The following is an 18,764-nucleotide window of genomic DNA, read 5'->3' on the forward strand; positions in this document are numbered from 1 at the left end:
ACCCGCATCGGTCCATCATCAGCGGCTCTAGGGGAGGGCTCAAGGACCGCGATGGTTGCCGGAGCGGGGCGCGGTTGGGGGGTGCCGTACTCGGTGGCCAGACCTGTGCCGAGTCGTGCCGCGCGACCGGCTCCTCTTTTCGGAGCCGGCCAGCTTTGCCAGCTCACCCGGCATGCACGGAGATCCATTTCAGCGTGCCGTCAGTGAGAACCCCCCTTTCGAACCGGACAAAGAGCCGGACCGCCCAGGGGCGGGCGGTCCACCGGACGAGAGGGACCAGACTCATGAGCTCAGTCCTGCGCCCAGCCATCTCGGGCGATGATCCGTCAGTGGCCGCCACATACCGGCCCATCTCATCTCACCTGGCCATCGCGCCACCGGTGAGTGTCGTGATTCCCGCCATGAACGAGGCGGAGAATCTCCCCTACGTCTTCAAGACCCTTCCCTCGTGGATCCACGAAGTGGTCCTGGTCGACGGCAACTCCACCGACAACACCGTCGAAGTGGCCCGCGACCTGTGGCCCGACGTCAAGGTCGTCGAGCAACGCGGAAAAGGCAAGGGCGACGCCCTGATCACCGGGTTCGAGGCGTGCACCGGCGACATCATCGTGATGGTCGACGCGGACGGCTCGGCCGACGGCCACGAGATCGTGTCGTACGTCTCCGCGCTGGTGTCCGGGGCCGACTTCGCCAAGGGCTCGCGGTTCGCGAACGGCGGCGGCACGTCCGACATGACACCGATCCGCAAGCTCGGCAACCGCGTGCTCTGCGCGACCGTCAACGCCAAGTTCGGCGCCCGCTACACCGACCTCTGCTACGGGTACAACGCGTTCTGGCGGCACTGCCTCGACAAGATCGAGCTCGACTGCACGGGCTTCGAGGTCGAGACCCTGATGAACATCCGGGTGGTCAAGGCAGGGCTCAAAGTGCAGGAGATACCGAGCCACGAGTACCTCCGCATCCACGGCACGAGCAATCTGCGCGCCGTACGCGACGGGCTGCGGGTGCTCAAGGTGATCCTCAAGGAACGCTCCAACCGGCGCGCGCTGCGCCGCACGCCGCACGCCGCCCAGCTCGACTCCGGCCGGGGAGAGGTGTCTTGAGCACGCAGGACATCTCCGTGGTGATCTGCGTCTACACCGAGGACCGCTGGGAGGACATCCTCGCGGCGGTCTCCTCGGTGCGGGCGCAGTCCCTGCCCGCCCTGGAGACGCTGCTGGTCGTGGACCACAACACCGTCCTCCTGGAGCGGCTGCGCCGGGAGCACAAGGAGACCGACGGGGTGCGGGTGCTCGCCAACGCGGGCCCCCGCGGTCTGTCCGCCGGCCGCAACACCGGGATCGCCGCCTCGCACGGGTCCGTCATCGCGTTCCTCGACGACGACGCCGTCGCCGAACGGGACTGGCTGCTGCGCTTCGCCGAGGGCTACGCCGATCCGCGGGTCATGGCCGTCGGCGGCCGTACGATGCCGATCTGGGCGTCGGGCCGCCGTCCGGCCTGGTTTCCCGAGGAGTTCGACTGGGTGGTGGGCTGCACGTACAAGGGGCTGCCACCGGGCCGCGTCCGGGTCCGCAACGTCCTCGGCGGCAACGCCTCCTTCCGGCGGACGGCGTTCGACGCGGCGGGCGGCTTCGCGACCGGCATCGGCCGCGACGGCGACAAGCGCCCGCTGGGCTGCGAGGAGACGGAGCTGTGCATCCGCCTCACCCGTGCCCGGCCGGACGCGATCCTGCTGATCGACGACCGCGCGGTCATCCATCACCGGGTGCCCGAGGCCCGCGAGCACTTCGGCTACTTCCGTACCCGCGCCTACGCCGAAGGCCTGTCCAAAGCCCTGGTCGCCCGAAGTGTCGGTGCCGACAAGGGACTTGAGTCGGAGCGGCGCTACTCGACCCGGGTACTGCCGGCCGGCGTGCTGCGCGGACTGCGGGACGCCGCCCTGGCCCGGCCCGGCGGCGCGGGCCGCGCGGGCGCGATCGTCGCCGGGGTGCTGACGGCGGCCGGGGGGTACGTACTCGGGAGCATCCGGGCCCGCCGGAGCGGGGCCACGTTCTCCGTGGTCTCCGTCACGGCGGTCGAGGGGGCGGCGGACGACGAGGGGGCGGCGGCATGAGCGAACCGGTACCGATCCTGATGTACCACTCGATCGCACGCTCGCCGAGCGACGCGACCCGGGCACTGTCCGTCTCCCCCGAGGCGTTCGCCGAGCAGATGGCACTGCTCGACGACCGCGGGTTCACACCTCTCGACACCGCCCGGCTGGCGTCGAGTTGGCGCTCGGGCGGCCCGCTGCCCGCGCGCCCCGTCCTGATCACCTTCGACGACGGCTACGCGGGCGTGCACCTGCACGGACTGCCCGCCCTCGCCAAGTACGGCTTCGCGTCCACCCTGTTCGTCTCGACGGGGTGGATCAGGGGCGCGTACGACACCGGGGGCGGCCTCGACGCCATGCTCGGCTGGGACCAGGTGCGCAGACTCGCGGGCGAGCAGATGGAGATCGGCGGGCACAGCCACACCCATCCGCAGCTCGACCAGATCGCGGACGACGCGCTCTGGTTCGAGCTGCTGCGCTGCAAGGAGATCATCGCCGACCAACTGGGCGCCCGCCCGGTGTCGTTCGCGTACCCGTACGGCTACTCCAGCCCACGGGTGCGCCGTACGGTGCGCGAGGCCGGGTTCGCCCAGTCGCTCGCCGTCGGCAACGGTCTCGCACACCGCCGTCAGGGCCCCTACGCCCTGCAGCGCGTCACCGTGCGTCGCACGACCGGTATCGAGGAGTTCGAGCGGCTGGTCGAGGGCCGCGCGATCACCCGTACCTTCGCCCGGGACCGCGCCCTCACCAAGGGGTACGCCATGGTCCGAAGAGCACGACAGGTCCGCCGGAAGGCCATCCGTTCCCGTGTCTGACACGACCACCACGACCCAGGCTTCCACGCCCACGACCGAGGCACCCGAGCAGCGGCCGGGCCGCCGCCTCCGGCTGCCCGGCCGGGGCGGCAAGGGGGCCGACGGGGGAAGCCAGCTGTTCCGGAACGCCTACGCCCTGATGCTCAACACCGGGATCTCCGCGGTGCTCGGGCTCGGGTACTGGCTGCTCGCCGCCCGCTACTACACCGACGCGGCGGTCGGTCAGGGCTCCGCCGCGATCGCCGCGATGAAGCTCCTCGCCGGTGTGACCGCGGTGACGCTGACGGGTGCGCTCGCCCGCTTCATCCCGGTCGCGGGGCGGGCCACCGGACGGCTCATCTTCCGTACGTACGCGGGTAGTTCGGTGGTCGTGGCGGTGGCCGCCGGGATCTTCCTGCTCACCCTGAACGCCTGGGGGCCCTCGTACCGCTTCCTGCACGGCACGCTCCACGGGCTCGGGTTCGTCATCGCGGTCGTCGCCTGGTCGCTGCTGACACTCCAGGACGGCGTGCTGACAGGGCTGCGCAGCGCGCTGTGGGTGCCGGTGGGCAACACCGTGTTCTCCGCGGTGAAGCTGGTGCTGCTGGTCGGACTCGCCGCCGCGATCCCCACGTCGGGCGTCTTCGTCTCCTGGGTGGCCGCCATCGCCCTGTCGGTGGTGCCGCTCGGGCTGCTGGTGTTCCGGCGGCTCGTCCCCCGGCACATGAAAGCGACGAAGGAGCACGCGAAACCGCCGTCGCTCAAGGAGATCGGCCGCTTCCTCGCCGGTGACTACACCGGCTCCCTGTTCTCGCTCGCCGTCGTCTATCTCGTCCCGGTGATCGTGGCCTCGCAGGTGAGCTCCGCCGACAACGCGTACTTCTACATCACCACGACCATAGGCGGCACGGTCAACCTGCTCGCCATCAACATGGGCGCCTCGCTGACCGTCGAGGGCTCGCACGACCCGGCACGGCTGGCCGCCAACACCCGGGCCGCGCTCAAACGCATGGCCCGGATCATGCTGCCGGTGTGCGGACTGCTCTTCCTCGGCGCCCCGTTCATCCTGCACGTGTTCGGCGACGGCTACGCGCACGCGGCGACACCACTGCTGCGTCTGTTCGCCGTCGGCGCGCTGCTGCGGGTGGTCATGGAGACGTACTTCGCCGTTCTGCGCGCCCAGAGCCGGACCTCCGGACTCGCCTATCTCCAGGGCCTGTTGTGCGTGCTCGTGCTCGGCCTCACGGTGTTCCTGCTGCCCCGGATGGGCCTGACCGGCGCGGGTGTCGCCGAGATCTCCAGCCTCACGGTGATCGTGACGATCGCCGCGCCCAGGCTGTTCAGGATCGTCCGCACCGCCCCGCCCGCCGAGCGGCCCGAGGACGCGGCGCCGGACGGGGACCTCGCGGACCTGGGAGCGCCCGAGGTCGCCACCGCGGGCCCGCGCGAGCCGAAGCGCGGCCCAGGATGGGCCCTCGACTCCGACACCCTCGCCCTCGGCGTCCACGTCGACTTCGACCACCAGGAACGCAGACCCGACGTACGGCCTGGACCGGGCACCCCGCCGAGCGGGACACCCGCGGCGCGGCGTCCGACGTGGGCGCTGCGGCAGCCGTCCGTGGGCCTGCCGGTCGAGGCCCGCGAGCCGGGCTCGGAGGCGTCGCTCGGACCGTCGGAGACACCGGAGGCCGACGGCCCGTTCGAGACGCGGGACCCCGGGAGCGCTGCACACGGGACGCGGAACACGCCGAGCGGTTCACCCGCCGAGGCCCGACCCGCCGCGGAGGCCCGGTCGGCCGCGGAAGCCCGGTCGGCCGCCGACGCACAGCCGTCGGGTGTCGGCCGTGCGTCGGCGACGGACGGCCGGCAGGGGCCGGGCGACCCGCCGCCGTCCTGGCGGCGACGCGTCCTGCACCCGTCGAAGCCCGGCGTCGTCCTCGGCTGTCTCCTGTTCTCCGCGCTGCTCCTCTACTGGGTGCCCGCGCTGAGCCTCAACGACGGTTCCCTGGCCCGCATGGGCGGCCTCGGCCTGATCTCCGTGCTCCCGCTGCCCACCCTCGTCGGCGCGGCTCTGCTGGTCACGGTCTTCGCCTCGCTGCTCTGGATGAACAGCGAGCACCGGGGTCTGCTGCTGGTCACCCTGCTCGCCACGGTCGTGTCCCTGCACGCGCTGCCGGCCGTCATCGAGACCGAGCCACGGTTCGCGACCGCCTGGCAGCACCTCGGGTTCCTGGACTACATCGACCGCACAGGGTCCGCCGTACCGGACCTGGACGCCCGCTGGAGCTGGCCCGGTTTCTTCGCCGCCGCCGCGTTCGTCGCGAAGGCGTGCGGGGTCACCGACCTCACCGAGGTCATCCGCTGGTGGCCGCTCACCATCCAGCTCCTCTATCTGGCCCCGATGTTCCTGCTCGTGCGCTCGATGCGGGCGAGCTGGCGCGCCAAGTGGACGGGCATCTGGTTCTTCACTCTCTGCGGCTGGGTCGGCCAGGACTACTTCTCCCCGCAGGGCTTCACGTATCTGCTGTACCTGATGTTCGTGGCGATCCTGCTGGTGTGGTTCCGGGCGCCGCGGGTGCTGTGGGCGGCCCGGCGGCCTGGCGAGGCGGAGGTCGAGCCTGCGGACCGCCGGCAGCGGGCCGTGCTGCTCATGATCCTGATCGGGCTGTTCGCGGCCACCGTCCCGGCGCACCAGCTCACCCCGTTCGTGATGCTGGGCGTCCTCGCTGTCCTCGTCCTCGTCGGCCGCTCCGAACTGCGCGGTCTGCCCATCCTGTTCGCCGTCCTGGTCGCCGCCTGGGTCGGCTTCATGGCCGAGCCGTACTGGTCGGGCCACTTCAACGAGCTGTTCGGCGGGGTCGGCGGCGTCGGCAGCAATGTGTCGACGTCGGTCTCCGGCCGTATCCAGGGCGGCAGTTCGACCCACAAGCTCGTGCTCTACACCCGGGTGCTGCTCGCCGGCTCCCTGATGGTCTTCGCCTGCTGGGGCTGGTGGCGGCGGCGCGAGCACAAGTACCGCGAGCGCTCGCTGCTCGTGCTGACCTTCGTCCCGTTCCTCGGCTTCGGCATGCAGTCGTACGGCGGCGAAATGGCCCTGCGCGTCTTCATGTTCGCCGTCCCGGGCGCCGCCCTGCTCGCCGGACTCGCCCTGTTCCCGCGTACCGGAGCCACCGCGAAGGAGCGCGACGAGGACCGGGCGAGCCTCGCCCCGATCGCCGCCCTGATGGCGGGCCTCCTCCTCATGGGCGGCTTCCTGGTGGCCCGTTGGGGAAACGAGGCGTTCGAGCGGATCAGGCCGGGTGAGGTCACGGCCATGAACTACGTGTACGCGCACGACGATCCGACGGTCCGGCTGCTGTGGATGAGCAACGACACCGCCGACAACGTGACACCCGCGATGCCGTGGGGCGCCAAGGACATGGAGAAGGTGCAGTACGTGCCCACCCTCGCGCCCGTCGACCCGGTCCTGGTGTCCGGTCTGGTCAAGGCGCTCAAGGACGCGGGCCCGAACTCGTATCTGATGATCAACCGCAGCCAGGTGGTCTACCTCGAGATGGACGTGGGCTATTCGACGGCCTGGGAGTCGAGGCTGATCACCAACCTCGACGGCCGGCCGGAGCTGAAGAAGGTCCTGGTCAACGAAGACGTCACGATGTACACGCTGCGCGAGCAGCCCGCGGGCAGGGTCCCGCGGGCCGATCCCGGTCCGATCGGACCGCAGGTGACCTGGACACCGTGGTCGGTCGTCGGCGGCCTCGCGGCCGTCGCCCTCATCGTGCTGCTGACGGCACGGGAGATCGTCCGGATCGCGGTGCGGCCCGGCATACGGCAGTTGCAGTGGCTGCAGAGCAGCTTCTGGTTCTCGCTGCCCCTGCTGGCGGTCCTGCTGGCCTCACTGGTGCAGCGGTTCCTGACGATGAAGTGACGGACGGACCGCACGGCGGCCAACGAGCCGTGCGTACGGGGTGATGCGGCTCAACGGGACTACCGGCTGAGCCACTTCACCCCGTACGCGGCCATCTCGAAGCGTTTCCCGTCGACCTTCGCGCTGATCGGCCGGTCCAGGGTGTTGACCACGAGGACGGTCCTCTCTGAGGCGAGGACCCGCACGTTGGGCACGTCGTCCGCGGCGACGGACACCTTCTCGTACGCCGTCCCCGGCGGGAACGCCCTGCCGAAGCGGGAGACCAGGTCGTACATGGGGAGTTCCCTCCCCCCGCCGGCGGTGTCGGTCGGCGTCCACAGGCAGCCGGCGCAGCCGGAGCCCTTCTCCTTCTCCGGGTTCCAGTAGAAGCCGGAGGAGGCACCGCCCCTGACCATCGCGATCAGGCCGCTCGCCTGGACGGCGACCCGGTGGGTCTCGGACCAGCCCTTGCGCTCGTCGTTGCCGTCGGCCGGTTCGACGTAGTACTCGGCCCACCACAGCGGCAGTCCGTGCGTCCGCTCGCGCACCCACTTGCCGACGGCCGTGAGCTTGTCGGTGGCCGCGAACTCATCGGGCAGCGTGTCGTCGTCGTTGGTGTAGCTGGAGCCGTCCACGACCACGAAGTCGGCGCCCGCCTTGTGCTCGTTCCAGTAGTCGAAGGCGTCCAGGACCCGCTGGTCCATGGCGCCCCAGGTGCCCCGCACGGTCGGGGACGCGTCCTGGGTCTGACGTGGGTCGAAGCTGTCCATGACCAGGTAGGGGCCGCCCACCATGATGTCCTTGTCCACCTTCTTCAGCGCCTTGTAGACCAGGTTGTAGAGCTGGGTGTAACCCTCGTAGTCCCAACGGCCCTTGCTGTCGTTCCAGAAGCCCTTGAACTCGTTCCAGACGATGAAGTGCCGTACGTCGGGATAGCGTCTGGCGACGGTCGCGGCGAGCGCGGCGAAGTCCGCGAAGTGGGACGGTTCCGGGGCCGTCTCCAGGGACGACTGGCTCCAGTTCGTCTTGTCGGCGCCGGACTTGCCGCCCTTCATCCAGTCCGGTGAGCAGCACAGCGTGACGGTCGGGGTGCCGCCGGACCTGCGGACGAAGTCGATGCGGCTGTCCATCTCGGTGAAGTCGTAACGCCCCTTGGACGGCTCGGGGTTGCCCGCGCCCCAGCCCATGATGTGCTGGTTCTGCGGCAGCGACACCTGGTCCTTGCCGAGCAGTCCCTCGACCCGCTCGGTGGCGGTCGCGCTGCCCTCGTCGGCGCTGAACTGGGTGTGGGTGAAGCCCCAGCCCACCTCCGGCCGCGGCGTCTGGGGCGGAGTGAGGGGTGTGCCGTGCACCTTGTCTCCGTCGCGGGTCGTGCCCGCGGTGCTCCCGCCGTCCCCCGGCAGGGTGTTGATCAAGGTCACCACCAGGGCCAGCACGGCCGCACCCACGCCGATCAGCGCGATGAGGCGCCACCGGCCCGCCCCCGAATTCCACCCATGACGTCCCATCATGGGCCACAGTAACGGGGGTGATCCGGCGCGGACAGATCTCTTCACACCACAGCCCTGTAACAGGACGGAGGGGATACACCGGAAGAGCGGGACGCGCGCGACACACGCGACGCACCGCGGAAACCGGGTGCACGGGGCGCCCTTGTGACAGATCATGGCGACATGTCTGCGAACCCACACGACGCTCTGCCGATCAGGCTCAACGTCGACGACAGCGACTCGCCGTCGGATGTCGTCGACGCGCTGTTCCTCGGTCGCTTCGCGACGGGCGAGCAGCCGCACTCGCACGCGGCGAACATCGACCGCGTACGGTCCGGGGCCACGCTGCTCCCACCGGGCGCCCGGGTGCTGCGCTCCGCGCGCGACGACGACCGCAGCGCCACCCTCGCCGAGGGCGACGGCTGGACCCTGCTGGTGTCCCGCTGGAACCGGGGTGCCGACGTCACGGTGACCGCGACCAGCGTCGAGCTGGCCGAGAAGGTGCTGAAGCAGGCCACGGACGGCGCGGTGGACGAGCCGGAACCGCAGCCGGAGAACGTGACGATGGGCTTCTGGTACGTGTCGCCGCGCCGGGGCCCGCACCGCACGACCCGGCAGATCTCGGCGGGGACGTGGGAGGAGGTCCGCGCCAACTACACGGCACCGGTGGCCGACGCCATGGACCGTCTGATGAAGACCACCCCGGAGGACATCGCGGGCCGGCTGCTGCTGCTCCACGGTCCGCCCGGCACCGGCAAGACCTCCGCCCTGCGCACGCTGGCCCGTTCCTGGCGCGACTGGTGCCAGGTGGACTGCGTGCTGGACCCCGAGCGGCTCTTCTCCGACGTCGGCTATCTGATGGACATCGCGATCGGCGAGGAGGACGGCACCGGCAAGGGGCGCTGGCGGCTCCTGCTCCTGGAGGACTGCGACGAGCTGATCCGCGGCGAGGCGAAGCACACCGCGGGCCAGGCGCTCTCACGGCTGCTCAACCTCACCGACGGACTGCTCGGCCAGGGCCGCAACGTCCTCGTGGGCGTCACGACGAACGAGGACCTGGAGCGCCTCCACCCGGCCGTCGTGCGTCCCGGCCGCTGCCTCGCCCGGATCGAGGTCGGGCCGCTGACCCGCCGCGAGGCGGTGGGCTGGCTGGGCACCGAGGAAGGCGTCTCCCGCGAGGGCGCGACCCTCGCGGAGCTGTACGCGCTGCGCCGCGGCACGACCCCGACGTCGGTACCGGACCAGCGGGAGGGCGCGGACGCGGGGTTGTACCTGTAGGGGCCTGGCTGGGGCTGGGATTCGGTCCCGGGCTGGGGTTCGCGGTGAAGCCGGACTCGGGCCCGAGCTCGGGCGGGGCTGAGCTCGGGCGGGGCTGAGCTCGGGCGGGGCTGGGTCCAGGGCTGGAGCTCAGGGGCGTGGCTTGGGCTCGGGCCGGAGCTGAGGGCCGGAAGTTCGGCCTGGCTCGGGCTGGGGTCGAGGCCGGAGCCAGGACCGCCCCGCAGGCCGGGCGCGGCTGTGGCTGGCGGTCAGGCGCCGTCCTCGTACGCTGCCCTCAGTGCGTCTCGTACGGCGTCCAGGGCGGCCTTCTCGGTCAGGCCGAGCCGTCGCACGCGCTCGGCATAGGCCTGTGCGGCCGACGCGGCCTCGCGTGACGCGGCGTCTTCGGCAGCGGCCACGAACGTACCGTTGCGGCCCCGCGTCTCGATCACCCCGTCCGCCTCGAGGGCCCGGTAGGCCTTGGCGACGGTGTTGGCCGCGAGGCCGAGCGACTCGGCCAGCCCCCGTACCGTGGGCAGCTTGTAGCCGACCGGCAGCGCGCCGGACCGGGCCTGCTCGGAAATCTGGGCGCGCACCTGCTCGTACGGCGCGGCCCCCTCTGCGATGCGGATCTTCAGGGTCACGCGGCGATTGTCCCGTACCCGCGGAAAGCGGTCCTCCCGTACCCGCCGGAAAATGAGAGGCATCCGCACGCGGCCCCCGCGTAGCGTGCGATGCCATGACCGTGATCGTCCGCGAACTGCGGCGCGGGGACCCGGCACACGCCGAGGGCTTCGCCCGCATCCGTCACCAGGCTCTCCCGTTCATGCTCTTCACCGCCGAGTCCGTCGCCTACGACCTGGAGCGGGCCCATCCCGACTCCCACTACCGGCCGTTGCCGGCCGAGGAGGACGGCGAGCTGATCGGCACCGCGCGGGTGGGCCTCGTGTACGACAGCCCCGAGCCCGGCCAGGCGGACGTCAACATCTATGTGCACCCGGAACGGACGGGACGCGGCGCGGGTTCGCTGCTGGCCCGCACCGCCGAGGAGCGGTTCGCCGCCCTGGGCGCGACCAGACTGCACGCCTGGGTGAAGGACACACCCGCGGACCGCGCCTTCGCCGAGAAGCGGGGCTATCGCGCGGCCCGCTCCGCGCACTTCCTGCACCTCGATCTGGCGAGCGGCACCCTGCCACCGCTCCAACCCCCGCCCTCCGGAGTGGAGTTGCGCACCGGAGCGGACTTCGCGGACGATCCTCGGCCGCTGTTCACGCTGGACGCGAAGACGCTCCTCGACGAACCGGGTGACATCGACCGCGAGTTCACTGACTACGAGGCCTGGCTGACGGAGACCTGGCGCCACCCGCTGCTGAGCCATGAGCTCACCTCCGTCGCGCTGGTCGACGGCCGCACGGCGGCGTTCAGCGCGGCCCGCACCGACGGCGGCACCCGCTACGCCACCGTCATGACGGGCGCCGACCGCGCCTTCCGGGGCCGGGGTCTCGCCAAACTCGCCAAGAACCACTCCCTGCACCGGGCCCGCGCGGCCGGGCTCACGGACGCGTTCACGGGCAACGACGCGGGCAACGGGCCGATGCTGGCGATCAACAAATGGTTCGGATACGAAATCTGCGCAACGGAGGTGAAGTATGTCCGTGACCTCGGCTGACAGGCCTGGCTCGTTGGAGATCGTACTCGTCAAGGCAGGCCGTACGAAGATCAGTTACCCGGCCGAACTGCTCGCCGACGACGGCACCCGGGTGGTCGTGCGCGCACCGTGGTCCGGCGACACCGTCCGCGACTTCGGCTTCGTACGGTTCGAGGAGGGCGATGTCTTCACCGAGTACTACTGGCGGGACCGCTGGTACGCGGTGAAGGAGGTCCGGGACGCCTCGGGCGTACGCAAGGGCTGGTACTGCGACATCACCCGCCCGGCCACCGTCTCCGGAGGCCGGCTGGTCGTCGAGGATCTCGACCTGGACCTGTGGCTCTCGGCCGACGGCACGGACGTACGGCGCCTGGACGAGGACGAGTTCGCGGACAGCGGCCTCGCGGCCACCGACCCGGCTGCCGCGGCCGCCGCCGAGAAAGCCCTGGACGACCTCGAACGCCTGGCCCGCGAGGGCGGCTTCGAAGCACTGCTGGCTTAGGTGCCGGCGCGACGGGCGACGTAGGCGTGTGGTGCCGCACGGGCGGCGTTCGACCCCGGCGGCACCACGGACGGCGCAGGTGCGTGCCGCACAGGTGCGGGCGGCGCCGACGCGCGGTGCCGCCCGCTCGGAGGGCACGCTCAAAGCTCGTCCTCCGAGCGCCCGCTCAGAGGACGGGCACCCCTCAGAAGGCGCACCGGTCAGAGGGCGCGCCGATCAGAAGCAGGCCACCACGGCGTACCGCTCGTCGTCGACCTCCCGTCCCCACAGCCGCGCGTCGGCCGACAGCGGCTCCACGCGCAGGCCGGCGGGGTCGGGCACCAGAGGCCGGAGCAGGGTGGCCATCCGCTCGGCGGGTATGCCGACCGGGCTCAGGGTCCCCCAGACGCCCTCGACGAGCACCAGCCGCCCTCCCGGGCGCAGAAGTCCGCGCCAGTGCCGCAGCACGCGCTCGGGATCGGGCAGCGTCCACAGCACATGGCGGCTGAGCAGGACGTCGAAGCGCTGCTCGCCGACGGGTGGTGCCACCGCGTCACCGACGAGGAACACCGCGTCGCGTCCGGCCAGCTTGGCGCGGGCGAGGTCGATCATGCGCGGCGAGAGGTCGACCCCGGTGACCCGGTGGCCCCGCTCGGACGCGATGAGTGACAGGCTGCCGGTGCCGCAGCCCGCGTCGAGCACATCGCCGGCCCGCTCGGGCAGCCAGTCCCGCAGCCGGTCCGCCCAGGCACCGCGGACCACGGGGTCGAGCAGGCCGTGGTCGGGTTCCTCGTCGAAGGTGCCGGACTCCGCGTCCCAGTCGACGCCCGCCCCCGGATTCGTGCCACTGTTACTCACCATGCGCTCCAGAGTGACACCCGCCACTGCCAGTCGACGGGTGACCGCCTTGGGCAGCCGATGGGTGCCCACCACGGACAGCCGAAGGGTGACCGCCGCCACAGACAGATCGCGACCGATGAGGAACTCTCCCCGAAAGGGTCTACCTCCGTACAACCGCGGAATCCGGTAGACGCCAAGGAGGCAGCCATGCGCCGTGTGACCGTGCAGAAGCCCCTGAGGAAGTCGGACTCCCGCCGCGTACGGGAGGAGCCCGACGAGCGCCCCGCCGAGCGCCCGGAGGTCCGGAAGGACATCGCGCGCACCTGGTGGCCGGACGGCTGAGCCGCGGCCCGCGCGGCTCGCGGTGAACGCCGTCAGGCCAGCCGCTTGCGGTAGTGGATCCGGTCGTACGGCCCGTCCGAACGCCGCTCGGTCACCTCGTATCCGTGCTTCGGGTAGATCTTCTGGTTCTCCCACATCATCGCGTTCGTGCAGAGCCTGATCTCGTCCAGCCCGAGCGCACGCGCGTGTGCGTCCACGAAACGCAGCAGCCGTCCCCCGATGCCCCGGCCATGGGCATCGGGTCGGACCGCGATGGTGTCGAGGTACAGATGGTCCGCGCGCTCCTCGACGACCACGAGCCCCGTCACCGGCTCCCCCGTGACGAACACCCGCTCCGCCGCCACGTTCGCCGCGTGGTCCGCTTCCATGGGCATCGGAACGAGCCCGATGCGCTCGACGTACGGCTGGAACGCGGCGTCGATCACGGCCTTCACGACGGGCACGTCGGCAACCACGGCGGCCCTCACTCCGAACCCCTCGGGCGTCTCCCCGAACTCCTCGGACGTCTCGTTCATGTCCCGCACGCTACCTACCTGATCGCAGTCTCAGCACTCCCTTAACGGCGCCATAAGGATCACCGTCACCCGTCTCCAGCAGGCGATTCCACGGTTCCTTGGGGCTAGTTTTCTGATCGCCCCCCACGGGATCCCCCACGGAACACCGTGCGGGGCTCACCCCACGCACCAGGACCGTTCGAGGAGTTCCCCCATGTCCGCACGCCGCAAGGCCGCCGGCGTCGCCGTCCTCGGTATCGCCCCGCTCGCCCTGTCCGCGCTGGCCGCCGCGCCGGCCTCGGCGCACGGCTCGATGGGGGACCCGGTGAGCCGGGTGTCCCAGTGCTACGCGGAGGGTCCGGAGAATCCCAGGTCGGATGCCTGTGGGGCGGCCGTCGCGGCGGGCGGCACCCAGGCGCTCTACGACTGGAACGGCATCCGCATCGGCGACGCGAACGGACGGCACCAGGAGCTGATCCCGGACGGCAAGCTGTGCAGCGCCGGCGACGCCGAGTTCAAGGGACTCGACCTGGCGCGCTCCGACTGGCCGGCGACGAGTGTGAGCAGCGGCTCGTACACCTTCAAGTACCGGGTGACCGCACCGCACAAGGGCACGTTCAAGGTCTACATCACGAAGACGGGCTACGACCCGTCGAAGCCGCTGGCCTGGGGCGATCTGGACCTGACTCACCCGGTCGCGACGGTCACCGACCCGGCGGCCTCGGGCGGCTTCTACACGTTCTCCGGCACCCTTCCGGAGCGCTCCGGCAAGCAGCTCCTGTACGCGGTCTGGCAGCGCTCGGACAGCCCGGAGGCCTTCTACTCGTGCTCCGATGTCGCCTTCGGCGGCAGCGGCAGCGGCGGCAGCAGCAAGGGCGCGGGCGGCGGCGCGGCTCCCGCGCCGAGCGCCTCCGCTCCGTCCGACAAACAGATCGAGGACGGCAGCGACAAGTCGACCGTGGAGCACCACGGCCACGGTGACAGCGACGCCGGTACGTCGGCGGAGCCGACGGCGAGCGCGGACACCGCCGGGGCCGCCGAGGACACCAAGACGACGACGGACAGCAAGACGGCCGAGGACGCGCAGGCCACCGCGGACTCCGCGAACTCCACGGGGAACCTGCCGGAGGCCACCGGTTCCTCCCAGAACCTCGCCGAGACCGGTGGCGACTCCTCCACCTCGTACGTCGCGATCGGCGGTGCCGCCGCCCTCGCGCTCGGGGCCGCGGCGCTGTTCGCCTCGGTGCGGCGGCGCGCGACGCCGGTCAGCCGGCGCCGGCGCTAGGACCGGACGACTCCCGGGGGCTGACCGGCGGCTCAGGCCGGACAGCCCCCGGCGGCGTGCTCAGCCGTCCGCGTTCCGTACGGGTTCGGAACGCGGACGGACCGACGATCACGCCGACGCGCTCGGGCGGACGGCCACGGACGGGTCGTCCGCCGAGCCGGTCAGCTGAACGCGGACGCGCAGGTGGTGGCGGAGGCGTGTGCCGGGTCGAGCGCGTTCGCCACCTCGTGGTACGCGATCCGGTCGAAGATCCCGATGGCCACGTGCTCGGAGAGGTCGAGCACGCACAGGTTCTGCAACAGGACGTTGTGGACGTCGGATCCGCTCAGGAACTCCGACTCGTACGGCGTGACCACCTCGTCGTACTTGGTGGCGATGACCGTGTAGTGGACGCCGGGGACGGTGTCACCGCCCGCGTTGAGCTTGGTCAGGAACGCGGAGCCGGCGATCTGGTCCGCGAGTCCCGGAGTCGCCGTGGACAGCAGGTCCCCGGCACCCGGGAAATACGGGAGCAGGTTGGTGAGTCCGTTGAGGTTCGTGCCGTGGTTGTCGGGGGCGATACCGACGAGGGCGTTCACCTTGGCGGCCCCTCCGAGGAACTTGAGGTAGTAGCGGGGCATCATGCCGCCCTGCGAGTGGCCCACGAGGTCGACCTTGGCGGCGCCGGTCGCGGCGAGCACCTTGTCGACGAAGACCTGGAGCTGCGCGGCCGACTGGTCGATGGGGCCGAGGCCGTTGAAGAGGGGGACGCCGGGCAGCTGCCCGTAGTCGAGGGAGAAGACGCAGTACCCGCGGCTGGTCAGATAGGGCGCGAGGGCCAGCCAGTTGTCGACGGAGTTCCCGAAGGTGCCGTGGACGAGGACGACGGGGCGGGGATGCGCGGCGGACGGCTTGCAGGAGTAGTCGTTCCAGCCGCTGCTGGGGGCGGCGGCGGAATCAGCGTGTGCTGTGGCGGCGGGGATGACCGCGACCGTGGCGGTGAGGAGCAGCGCGGCCAGGGGTCTGAGCACTCGCTTCCAGGGCAGCATCGGGTGATCTCCTTGCGGCTCAAGGGAGTTGTGGGGGTGTACGCCCTGTGATCCGGATCACGAGGATGCTGTTCACTCGTCAAGTTACGGTCGAGTAGCAGAAGTGTGAAGTTACGCGTCAGTAAAAACTTCCAGTGATAACCGGAGCGACCGGCCTGGTGGACCGACCGTTACCAGGCGGGCCTGATGGGACCGTAGGGCGCGATGCTCAGCAAACGCGTATACAACGCGCGCATTTCACCCTCTCCCAGCACTTCGGCCCACACCCGCACGGCATCCGCCGCGGCCTCTTCCGCCGCCCGGGTGCACGCCCACCCCAGCTCGGTCAGCACGACGAGCCTGGCCCGCGCGTCGTCGGGGTGCGGCCGCCGCTCGACATACCCCTTGCGGACGAGCTCCTCGACGAGCTGACTGGCGGCCTGCTTGGTGACCCCGAGGTGGGCGGCGAGGTCGGTGACCGTCGCCCCGTCCGGTGCGAGCCGTGTGAAGGCGAAGCCGTGCGCGGGCCGCAGCCCCTCGAATCCGCGGGCGATCACACCCTCGTGGATACGTTGCGTCAGCTCGCCGGCGATGGCGAGCAGGGCGGCGGACAGGGCCATGGCCTCGGAGTTCTGCACGCACGCATTGAAACACCCTTGACGATTTGGTCAAGCTACTTGACTATATTACCGAACCCTTTGGTCAAGCCGCTTGACCAAATACCATCGACCCAGGAGGCACCCGTGCCCGTCGTCCGCTCACCCCAAGCCGTCGTCCACGAGATCCACGGCGCCCGTTTCGTCTCGTACGCCACTCCGCGCAGCGGCAGCGAGGAGCTGTGCGCCTGGCGCGCGGAGATTCCCGCGGGGCATCAGGCCCCCGTGCACACCGTCGACCGCGAGGAGATCTTTCTTCTCCTGTCCGGCGAGCTGCTGGTCACGCTCGACGGTCGCACCGAGCGGATCACCGCGGGCGACACCGTGATCATCACGCCGGGCGCGACCCTCGGCATCGAGAACCCGACCCAGGAGACCGCGCTCTCCTGGGTCACCACCTCCATCGGCCTGCGGGCGGAACTGGCCGACGGCTCGGTCCTCACACCGCCCTGGGCCAACTAGGGCTGCCCGGAGGGGCGATACGGGTCCGGCGGGAAGGCGGGGCGGGAGACCGCCTTCCCGGCAGAGCCGCCGGCCCCCGTACGGGCGTCACGCGGTCAGTGTCCCCGGGCCGATCACATGGGGGCCGGACTTCGCCCGCGCCCGGTCCACGACCTCCTCGATGCGGCGGACCCTCTCGTCGACGGGGTCGAAGGTGAGCCGGCGGGAGGCCTGAGCCGCGGGGGCCAGGCCCTCGGCGCGCAGGGCGATCACACGGACCCGGGCGCGCTGGAGGCCGAGCGCCTCGTACATGCGGTACGCGGTACTGGTCAGCGTCGAGGAGTGGGCGGCCGGTTCCTCGAGGGTGTGGCTGCGGGTGGCCGCGGAGCGGTCGGCGTAGCGCACGGCGAGGGGCAGCGTGCGGCAGACCTTCTCCAGCGCGCGCAGCCGGGTGCCGAGCTCCTCGGTCCCGGAGAACAGGGCCTGGCGGTGCCGGGAGGGGTCCAACTCGTCGCGCTGGAAGGGGCGTTCCGCGGCGAGGGACCGGGAGGCGGCGTTCGGCACGACCCGGCTCCGGTCGAGGCCGGACGACTTCTCGTGCAGTTCACGGCCGGCCCGGACACCGGTGAGGCGCTGGAGCGCGGACAGGGGCGCGGCCGCGACCTTGCCGATGGTGTCGAGGTCGTACTCGCACAGGGTGCGGGCGGTGGCGCCGCCGACACCGGGCAGCGCGGCGACGGGCCGGTCGGCGAGGAACTCCGTGGCGGCGTCCGGCTCTTGGGGCACCACCCGGGTCACCCCGGGTGCGGCGTCCCGCAGCGCCATCCGCGCGAGCATCGGTCCGGGCCCGGCGGTGATGAAGTACGGCTGCCCGCCCTTGACCACGTTGAAGCCGAGCGAACAGCGCCCGCCGGAACCGCCGATGGCGTCACCACCGGCGACGAAGGTCTTGAACTCCCCCTTCGTGCGCTGGAGTTCCGCCTTGTCGCCGAGACCGCCGACGACCTTGGTGAGCTCGGCCCACTCGGTCTCGGAGGCCGTGCGGTCGGCGGTGACGACGACCTTGTTCGCCTCCGGGTCGGTCGCCCAGGACGTACCCGGGATGGCCGCGTCCTTCTTGAGCGTGGTGCGGGCGCCCGTCAGCTCGGCGAGGGAGTTCTCGACGATCCCGGCCCTGGCGCCGGCCGCCGTGACGGTGTCGGCCGCGGTCTCGTCGAGCACGTTGACGACGAGGTGGCGGGACTTCGCGTCGTAGTACGTTCCCGCCGCGTCGGCGCCCAGGTCCTTGCCGAGGGCCGAGGCGAGCTTTCAGGCCGCCGTGACGGAGAGAGCGTGCGGCGCCGAGCTCTTCGGGACCTCGCTCGCGTTCGCAGTCTGGAAGGTGACCCCGGCGGCGACCAGCGCGGTGATGCCCGCACCCGTCACGAGGGCACGCCTCCTGGTTATACGTCGGTGCTTCAACTCACGTCCTCCTGCGGGGGGGGCGGTCCGGGAGGTTGTGGGGACCTCCCGGACCGGAAGGCGTACGGACATGGGCTCCGAGCACGGCGGAAAGTCCGTACCGTCGCGTCCATGCCAGTTGCTCCTCGCCCACTCTTCCGAGACGCACAGGGAACACACGAGGTCGGCTTCAGGGCGCGCCTACGACAACAGCCTTACGTGTCCTACGCCCTGACCGTGTGTGGTCACGCCCCGTGGATCCGCACAGCAAACACCACGCACGCGTCACGCCGCCGCGGCCCGCGAGGTCTGGGCCTGTCCTGATATCGACCCTCCCTGCGGTCGATCCATGGAGGTCCCCCTGGGCGGTGGTTGCTCCCGCACCGGTTGCTCCGGCCGGCGGACTACTCCGGCTGAGAGTCGGGGGTCCGCTCGGGAACGGCGGGCCGCTGGGGACCGGGGGCACGCTCGGGCACGGCCGGCGGCTGTCCCGACTGTGCCCGTTCCAGGAAGCGCAGCAGTTCCACCGGGAAGGGCAGGACGAGTGTGGAGTTCTTCTCGGCCGCGACGGCCACCACCGTCTGCAACAGGCG

17 protein-coding genes and 1 pseudogene are annotated in these 18,764 nt (G+C 71.1%); 10 read left to right on the forward strand and 8 right to left on the reverse strand.

From position 1 onward, the window contains the following. Positions 1-284: 284 nt before the first annotated feature. Genes ACZ6KY_RS25455 through ACZ6KY_RS25470 form a run of 4 tightly spaced genes read left to right on the forward strand, consistent with a single transcriptional unit; the run spans position 285 to position 6,811 of the window. On the forward strand, positions 285-1,103 hold the full coding sequence (locus tag ACZ6KY_RS25455) for a glycosyltransferase family 2 protein (RefSeq protein WP_469312592.1): 819 nt from the start codon (positions 285-287) through the stop codon (positions 1,101-1,103). Beyond that, on the forward strand, positions 1,100-2,113 hold the full coding sequence (locus ACZ6KY_RS25460) for a glycosyltransferase family 2 protein (RefSeq protein WP_469312593.1): 1,014 nt from the start codon (positions 1,100-1,102) through the stop codon (positions 2,111-2,113). Before ACZ6KY_RS25455 ends, ACZ6KY_RS25460 begins: the two co-directional genes overlap by 4 nt. Beyond that, positions 2,110-2,907, forward strand: a complete 798-nt coding sequence (locus tag ACZ6KY_RS25465) for a polysaccharide deacetylase family protein (RefSeq protein WP_469312594.1) — start codon at positions 2,110-2,112, stop codon at positions 2,905-2,907. Before ACZ6KY_RS25460 ends, ACZ6KY_RS25465 begins: the two co-directional genes overlap by 4 nt. Continuing rightward, positions 2,900-6,811 carry a lipopolysaccharide biosynthesis protein gene (locus ACZ6KY_RS25470; RefSeq protein ID WP_469312595.1) on the forward strand — a complete coding sequence of 1,304 codons (3,912 nt, stop codon included), beginning with the start codon at positions 2,900-2,902 and terminating at the stop codon, positions 6,809-6,811. The genes ACZ6KY_RS25465 and ACZ6KY_RS25470 overlap by 8 nt, the downstream gene beginning before the upstream one ends. 59 nt (positions 6,812-6,870) lie before the next feature. On the opposite strand, the gene ACZ6KY_RS25475 is transcribed toward ACZ6KY_RS25470, so the two are convergent. Further along, positions 6,871-8,298 carry a GH39 family glycosyl hydrolase gene (locus ACZ6KY_RS25475; RefSeq protein ID WP_469312596.1) on the reverse strand — a complete coding sequence of 476 codons (1,428 nt, stop codon included), beginning with the start codon at positions 8,296-8,298 and terminating at the stop codon, positions 6,871-6,873. Positions 8,299-8,463: 165 nt separating this feature from the next. Here ACZ6KY_RS25475 and ACZ6KY_RS25480 point away from each other — a divergent pair, with 165 nt between their 5' ends. Next, positions 8,464-9,558, forward strand: a complete 1,095-nt coding sequence (locus ACZ6KY_RS25480) for a DUF5925 domain-containing protein (RefSeq protein WP_469312597.1) — start codon at positions 8,464-8,466, stop codon at positions 9,556-9,558. Positions 9,559-9,806: 248 nt separating this feature from the next. Here ACZ6KY_RS25480 and ACZ6KY_RS25485 read toward each other — a convergent pair whose 3' ends face one another. Then, on the reverse strand, positions 9,807-10,181 hold the full coding sequence (locus tag ACZ6KY_RS25485) for a GntR family transcriptional regulator (RefSeq protein ID WP_469312598.1): 375 nt from the start codon (positions 10,179-10,181) through the stop codon (positions 9,807-9,809). Between the two features lie 95 nt (positions 10,182-10,276). Here ACZ6KY_RS25485 and ACZ6KY_RS25490 point away from each other — a divergent pair, with 95 nt between their 5' ends. Next, the gene (locus tag ACZ6KY_RS25490) at positions 10,277-11,206 is read left to right on the forward strand and encodes a GNAT family N-acetyltransferase (RefSeq protein ID WP_469312599.1); all 930 of its coding nucleotides are present in this window, start codon (positions 10,277-10,279) and stop codon (positions 11,204-11,206) included. Further along, the gene (locus ACZ6KY_RS25495; RefSeq protein WP_469312600.1) at positions 11,187-11,687 is read left to right on the forward strand and encodes a ribonuclease FAU-1 family protein; all 501 of its coding nucleotides are present in this window, start codon (positions 11,187-11,189) and stop codon (positions 11,685-11,687) included. The genes ACZ6KY_RS25490 and ACZ6KY_RS25495 overlap by 20 nt, the downstream gene beginning before the upstream one ends. A 216-nt stretch (positions 11,688-11,903) precedes the next feature. On the opposite strand, the gene ACZ6KY_RS25500 is transcribed toward ACZ6KY_RS25495, so the two are convergent. Beyond that, positions 11,904-12,527 carry a class I SAM-dependent methyltransferase gene (locus ACZ6KY_RS25500; protein WP_469312601.1) on the reverse strand — a complete coding sequence of 208 codons (624 nt, stop codon included), beginning with the start codon at positions 12,525-12,527 and terminating at the stop codon, positions 11,904-11,906. 186 nt (positions 12,528-12,713) lie between these two features. On the opposite strand from ACZ6KY_RS25500, the gene ACZ6KY_RS25505 reads away from it, so the two are divergent. Beyond that, on the forward strand, positions 12,714-12,848 hold the full coding sequence (locus tag ACZ6KY_RS25505) for a hypothetical protein (protein ID WP_103553260.1): 135 nt from the start codon (positions 12,714-12,716) through the stop codon (positions 12,846-12,848). 32 nt (positions 12,849-12,880) lie between these two features. Here the strand turns inward: ACZ6KY_RS25505 and ACZ6KY_RS25510 are convergent, their stop codons facing one another. Next, entirely contained in the window at positions 12,881-13,363 is a 483-nt protein-coding gene (locus tag ACZ6KY_RS25510; RefSeq protein ID WP_469312602.1) for a GNAT family N-acetyltransferase, read from the reverse strand. Positions 13,364-13,556: 193 nt separating this feature from the next. Between ACZ6KY_RS25510 and ACZ6KY_RS25515 the strand changes: the two genes are divergently transcribed. Then, positions 13,557-14,627, forward strand: coding sequence for a lytic polysaccharide monooxygenase auxiliary activity family 9 protein (locus ACZ6KY_RS25515; protein ID WP_469312603.1), 1,071 nt, complete (start codon positions 13,557-13,559; stop codon positions 14,625-14,627). A 161-nt stretch (positions 14,628-14,788) separates the two neighbouring features. Here the strand turns inward: ACZ6KY_RS25515 and ACZ6KY_RS25520 are convergent, their stop codons facing one another. Both ACZ6KY_RS25520 and ACZ6KY_RS25525 read right to left on the reverse strand, forming a co-directional pair. Further along, complete coding sequence (locus ACZ6KY_RS25520) at positions 14,789-15,655, reverse strand: esterase/lipase family protein (RefSeq protein ID WP_469312604.1); 867 nt, start codon at positions 15,653-15,655, stop codon at positions 14,789-14,791. Between the two features lie 170 nt (positions 15,656-15,825). Beyond that, positions 15,826-16,272 (reverse strand): MarR family winged helix-turn-helix transcriptional regulator, encoded by a 447-nt coding sequence (locus tag ACZ6KY_RS25525; protein ID WP_469312605.1) that lies wholly within the window; start codon positions 16,270-16,272, stop codon positions 15,826-15,828. A 105-nt stretch (positions 16,273-16,377) separates the two neighbouring features. Here ACZ6KY_RS25525 and ACZ6KY_RS25530 point away from each other — a divergent pair, with 105 nt between their 5' ends. Further along, entirely contained in the window at positions 16,378-16,752 is a 375-nt protein-coding gene (locus tag ACZ6KY_RS25530) for a cupin domain-containing protein (protein WP_469312606.1), read from the forward strand. A gap of 87 nt (positions 16,753-16,839) precedes the next feature. Here the strand turns inward: ACZ6KY_RS25530 and ACZ6KY_RS25535 are convergent, their stop codons facing one another. Both ACZ6KY_RS25535 and ACZ6KY_RS25540 read right to left on the reverse strand, forming a co-directional pair. Continuing rightward, complete coding sequence (locus ACZ6KY_RS25535) at positions 16,840-17,952, reverse strand: alpha-lytic protease prodomain-containing protein (RefSeq protein ID WP_469312607.1); 1,113 nt, start codon at positions 17,950-17,952, stop codon at positions 16,840-16,842. Between the two features lie 623 nt (positions 17,953-18,575). Next, a pseudogene (locus ACZ6KY_RS25540) lies at positions 18,576-18,764 on the reverse strand (slipin family protein); the annotation flags it as partial.

The sequence above is a fragment of the Streptomyces sp. NPDC042002 genome, from assembly GCF_055588305.1.

Excerpts from the sequence above, each read along its gene's own strand:
- ACZ6KY_RS25455 (WP_469312592.1), top strand. The coding sequence starts at position 285 with ATGAGCTCAGTCCTGCGCCCAGCCATCTCGGGCGATGATCCGTCAGTG.
- ACZ6KY_RS25465 (WP_469312594.1), top strand. The coding sequence starts at position 2,110 with ATGAGCGAACCGGTACCGATCCTGATGTACCACTCGATCGCACGCTCG.
- ACZ6KY_RS25475 (WP_469312596.1), bottom strand. The coding sequence starts at position 8,298 with ATGGGACGTCATGGGTGGAATTCGGGGGCGGGCCGGTGGCGCCTCATC.
- ACZ6KY_RS25480 (WP_469312597.1), top strand. The coding sequence starts at position 8,464 with ATGTCTGCGAACCCACACGACGCTCTGCCGATCAGGCTCAACGTCGAC.
- ACZ6KY_RS25490 (WP_469312599.1), top strand. The coding sequence starts at position 10,277 with ATGACCGTGATCGTCCGCGAACTGCGGCGCGGGGACCCGGCACACGCC.
- ACZ6KY_RS25495 (WP_469312600.1), top strand. The coding sequence starts at position 11,187 with ATGTCCGTGACCTCGGCTGACAGGCCTGGCTCGTTGGAGATCGTACTC.
- ACZ6KY_RS25500 (WP_469312601.1), bottom strand. The coding sequence starts at position 12,527 with ATGGTGAGTAACAGTGGCACGAATCCGGGGGCGGGCGTCGACTGGGAC.
- ACZ6KY_RS25505 (WP_103553260.1), top strand. The coding sequence starts at position 12,714 with ATGCGCCGTGTGACCGTGCAGAAGCCCCTGAGGAAGTCGGACTCCCGC.
- ACZ6KY_RS25510 (WP_469312602.1), bottom strand. The coding sequence starts at position 13,363 with ATGAACGAGACGTCCGAGGAGTTCGGGGAGACGCCCGAGGGGTTCGGA.
- ACZ6KY_RS25515 (WP_469312603.1), top strand. The coding sequence starts at position 13,557 with ATGTCCGCACGCCGCAAGGCCGCCGGCGTCGCCGTCCTCGGTATCGCC.
- ACZ6KY_RS25520 (WP_469312604.1), bottom strand. The coding sequence starts at position 15,655 with ATGCTGCCCTGGAAGCGAGTGCTCAGACCCCTGGCCGCGCTGCTCCTC.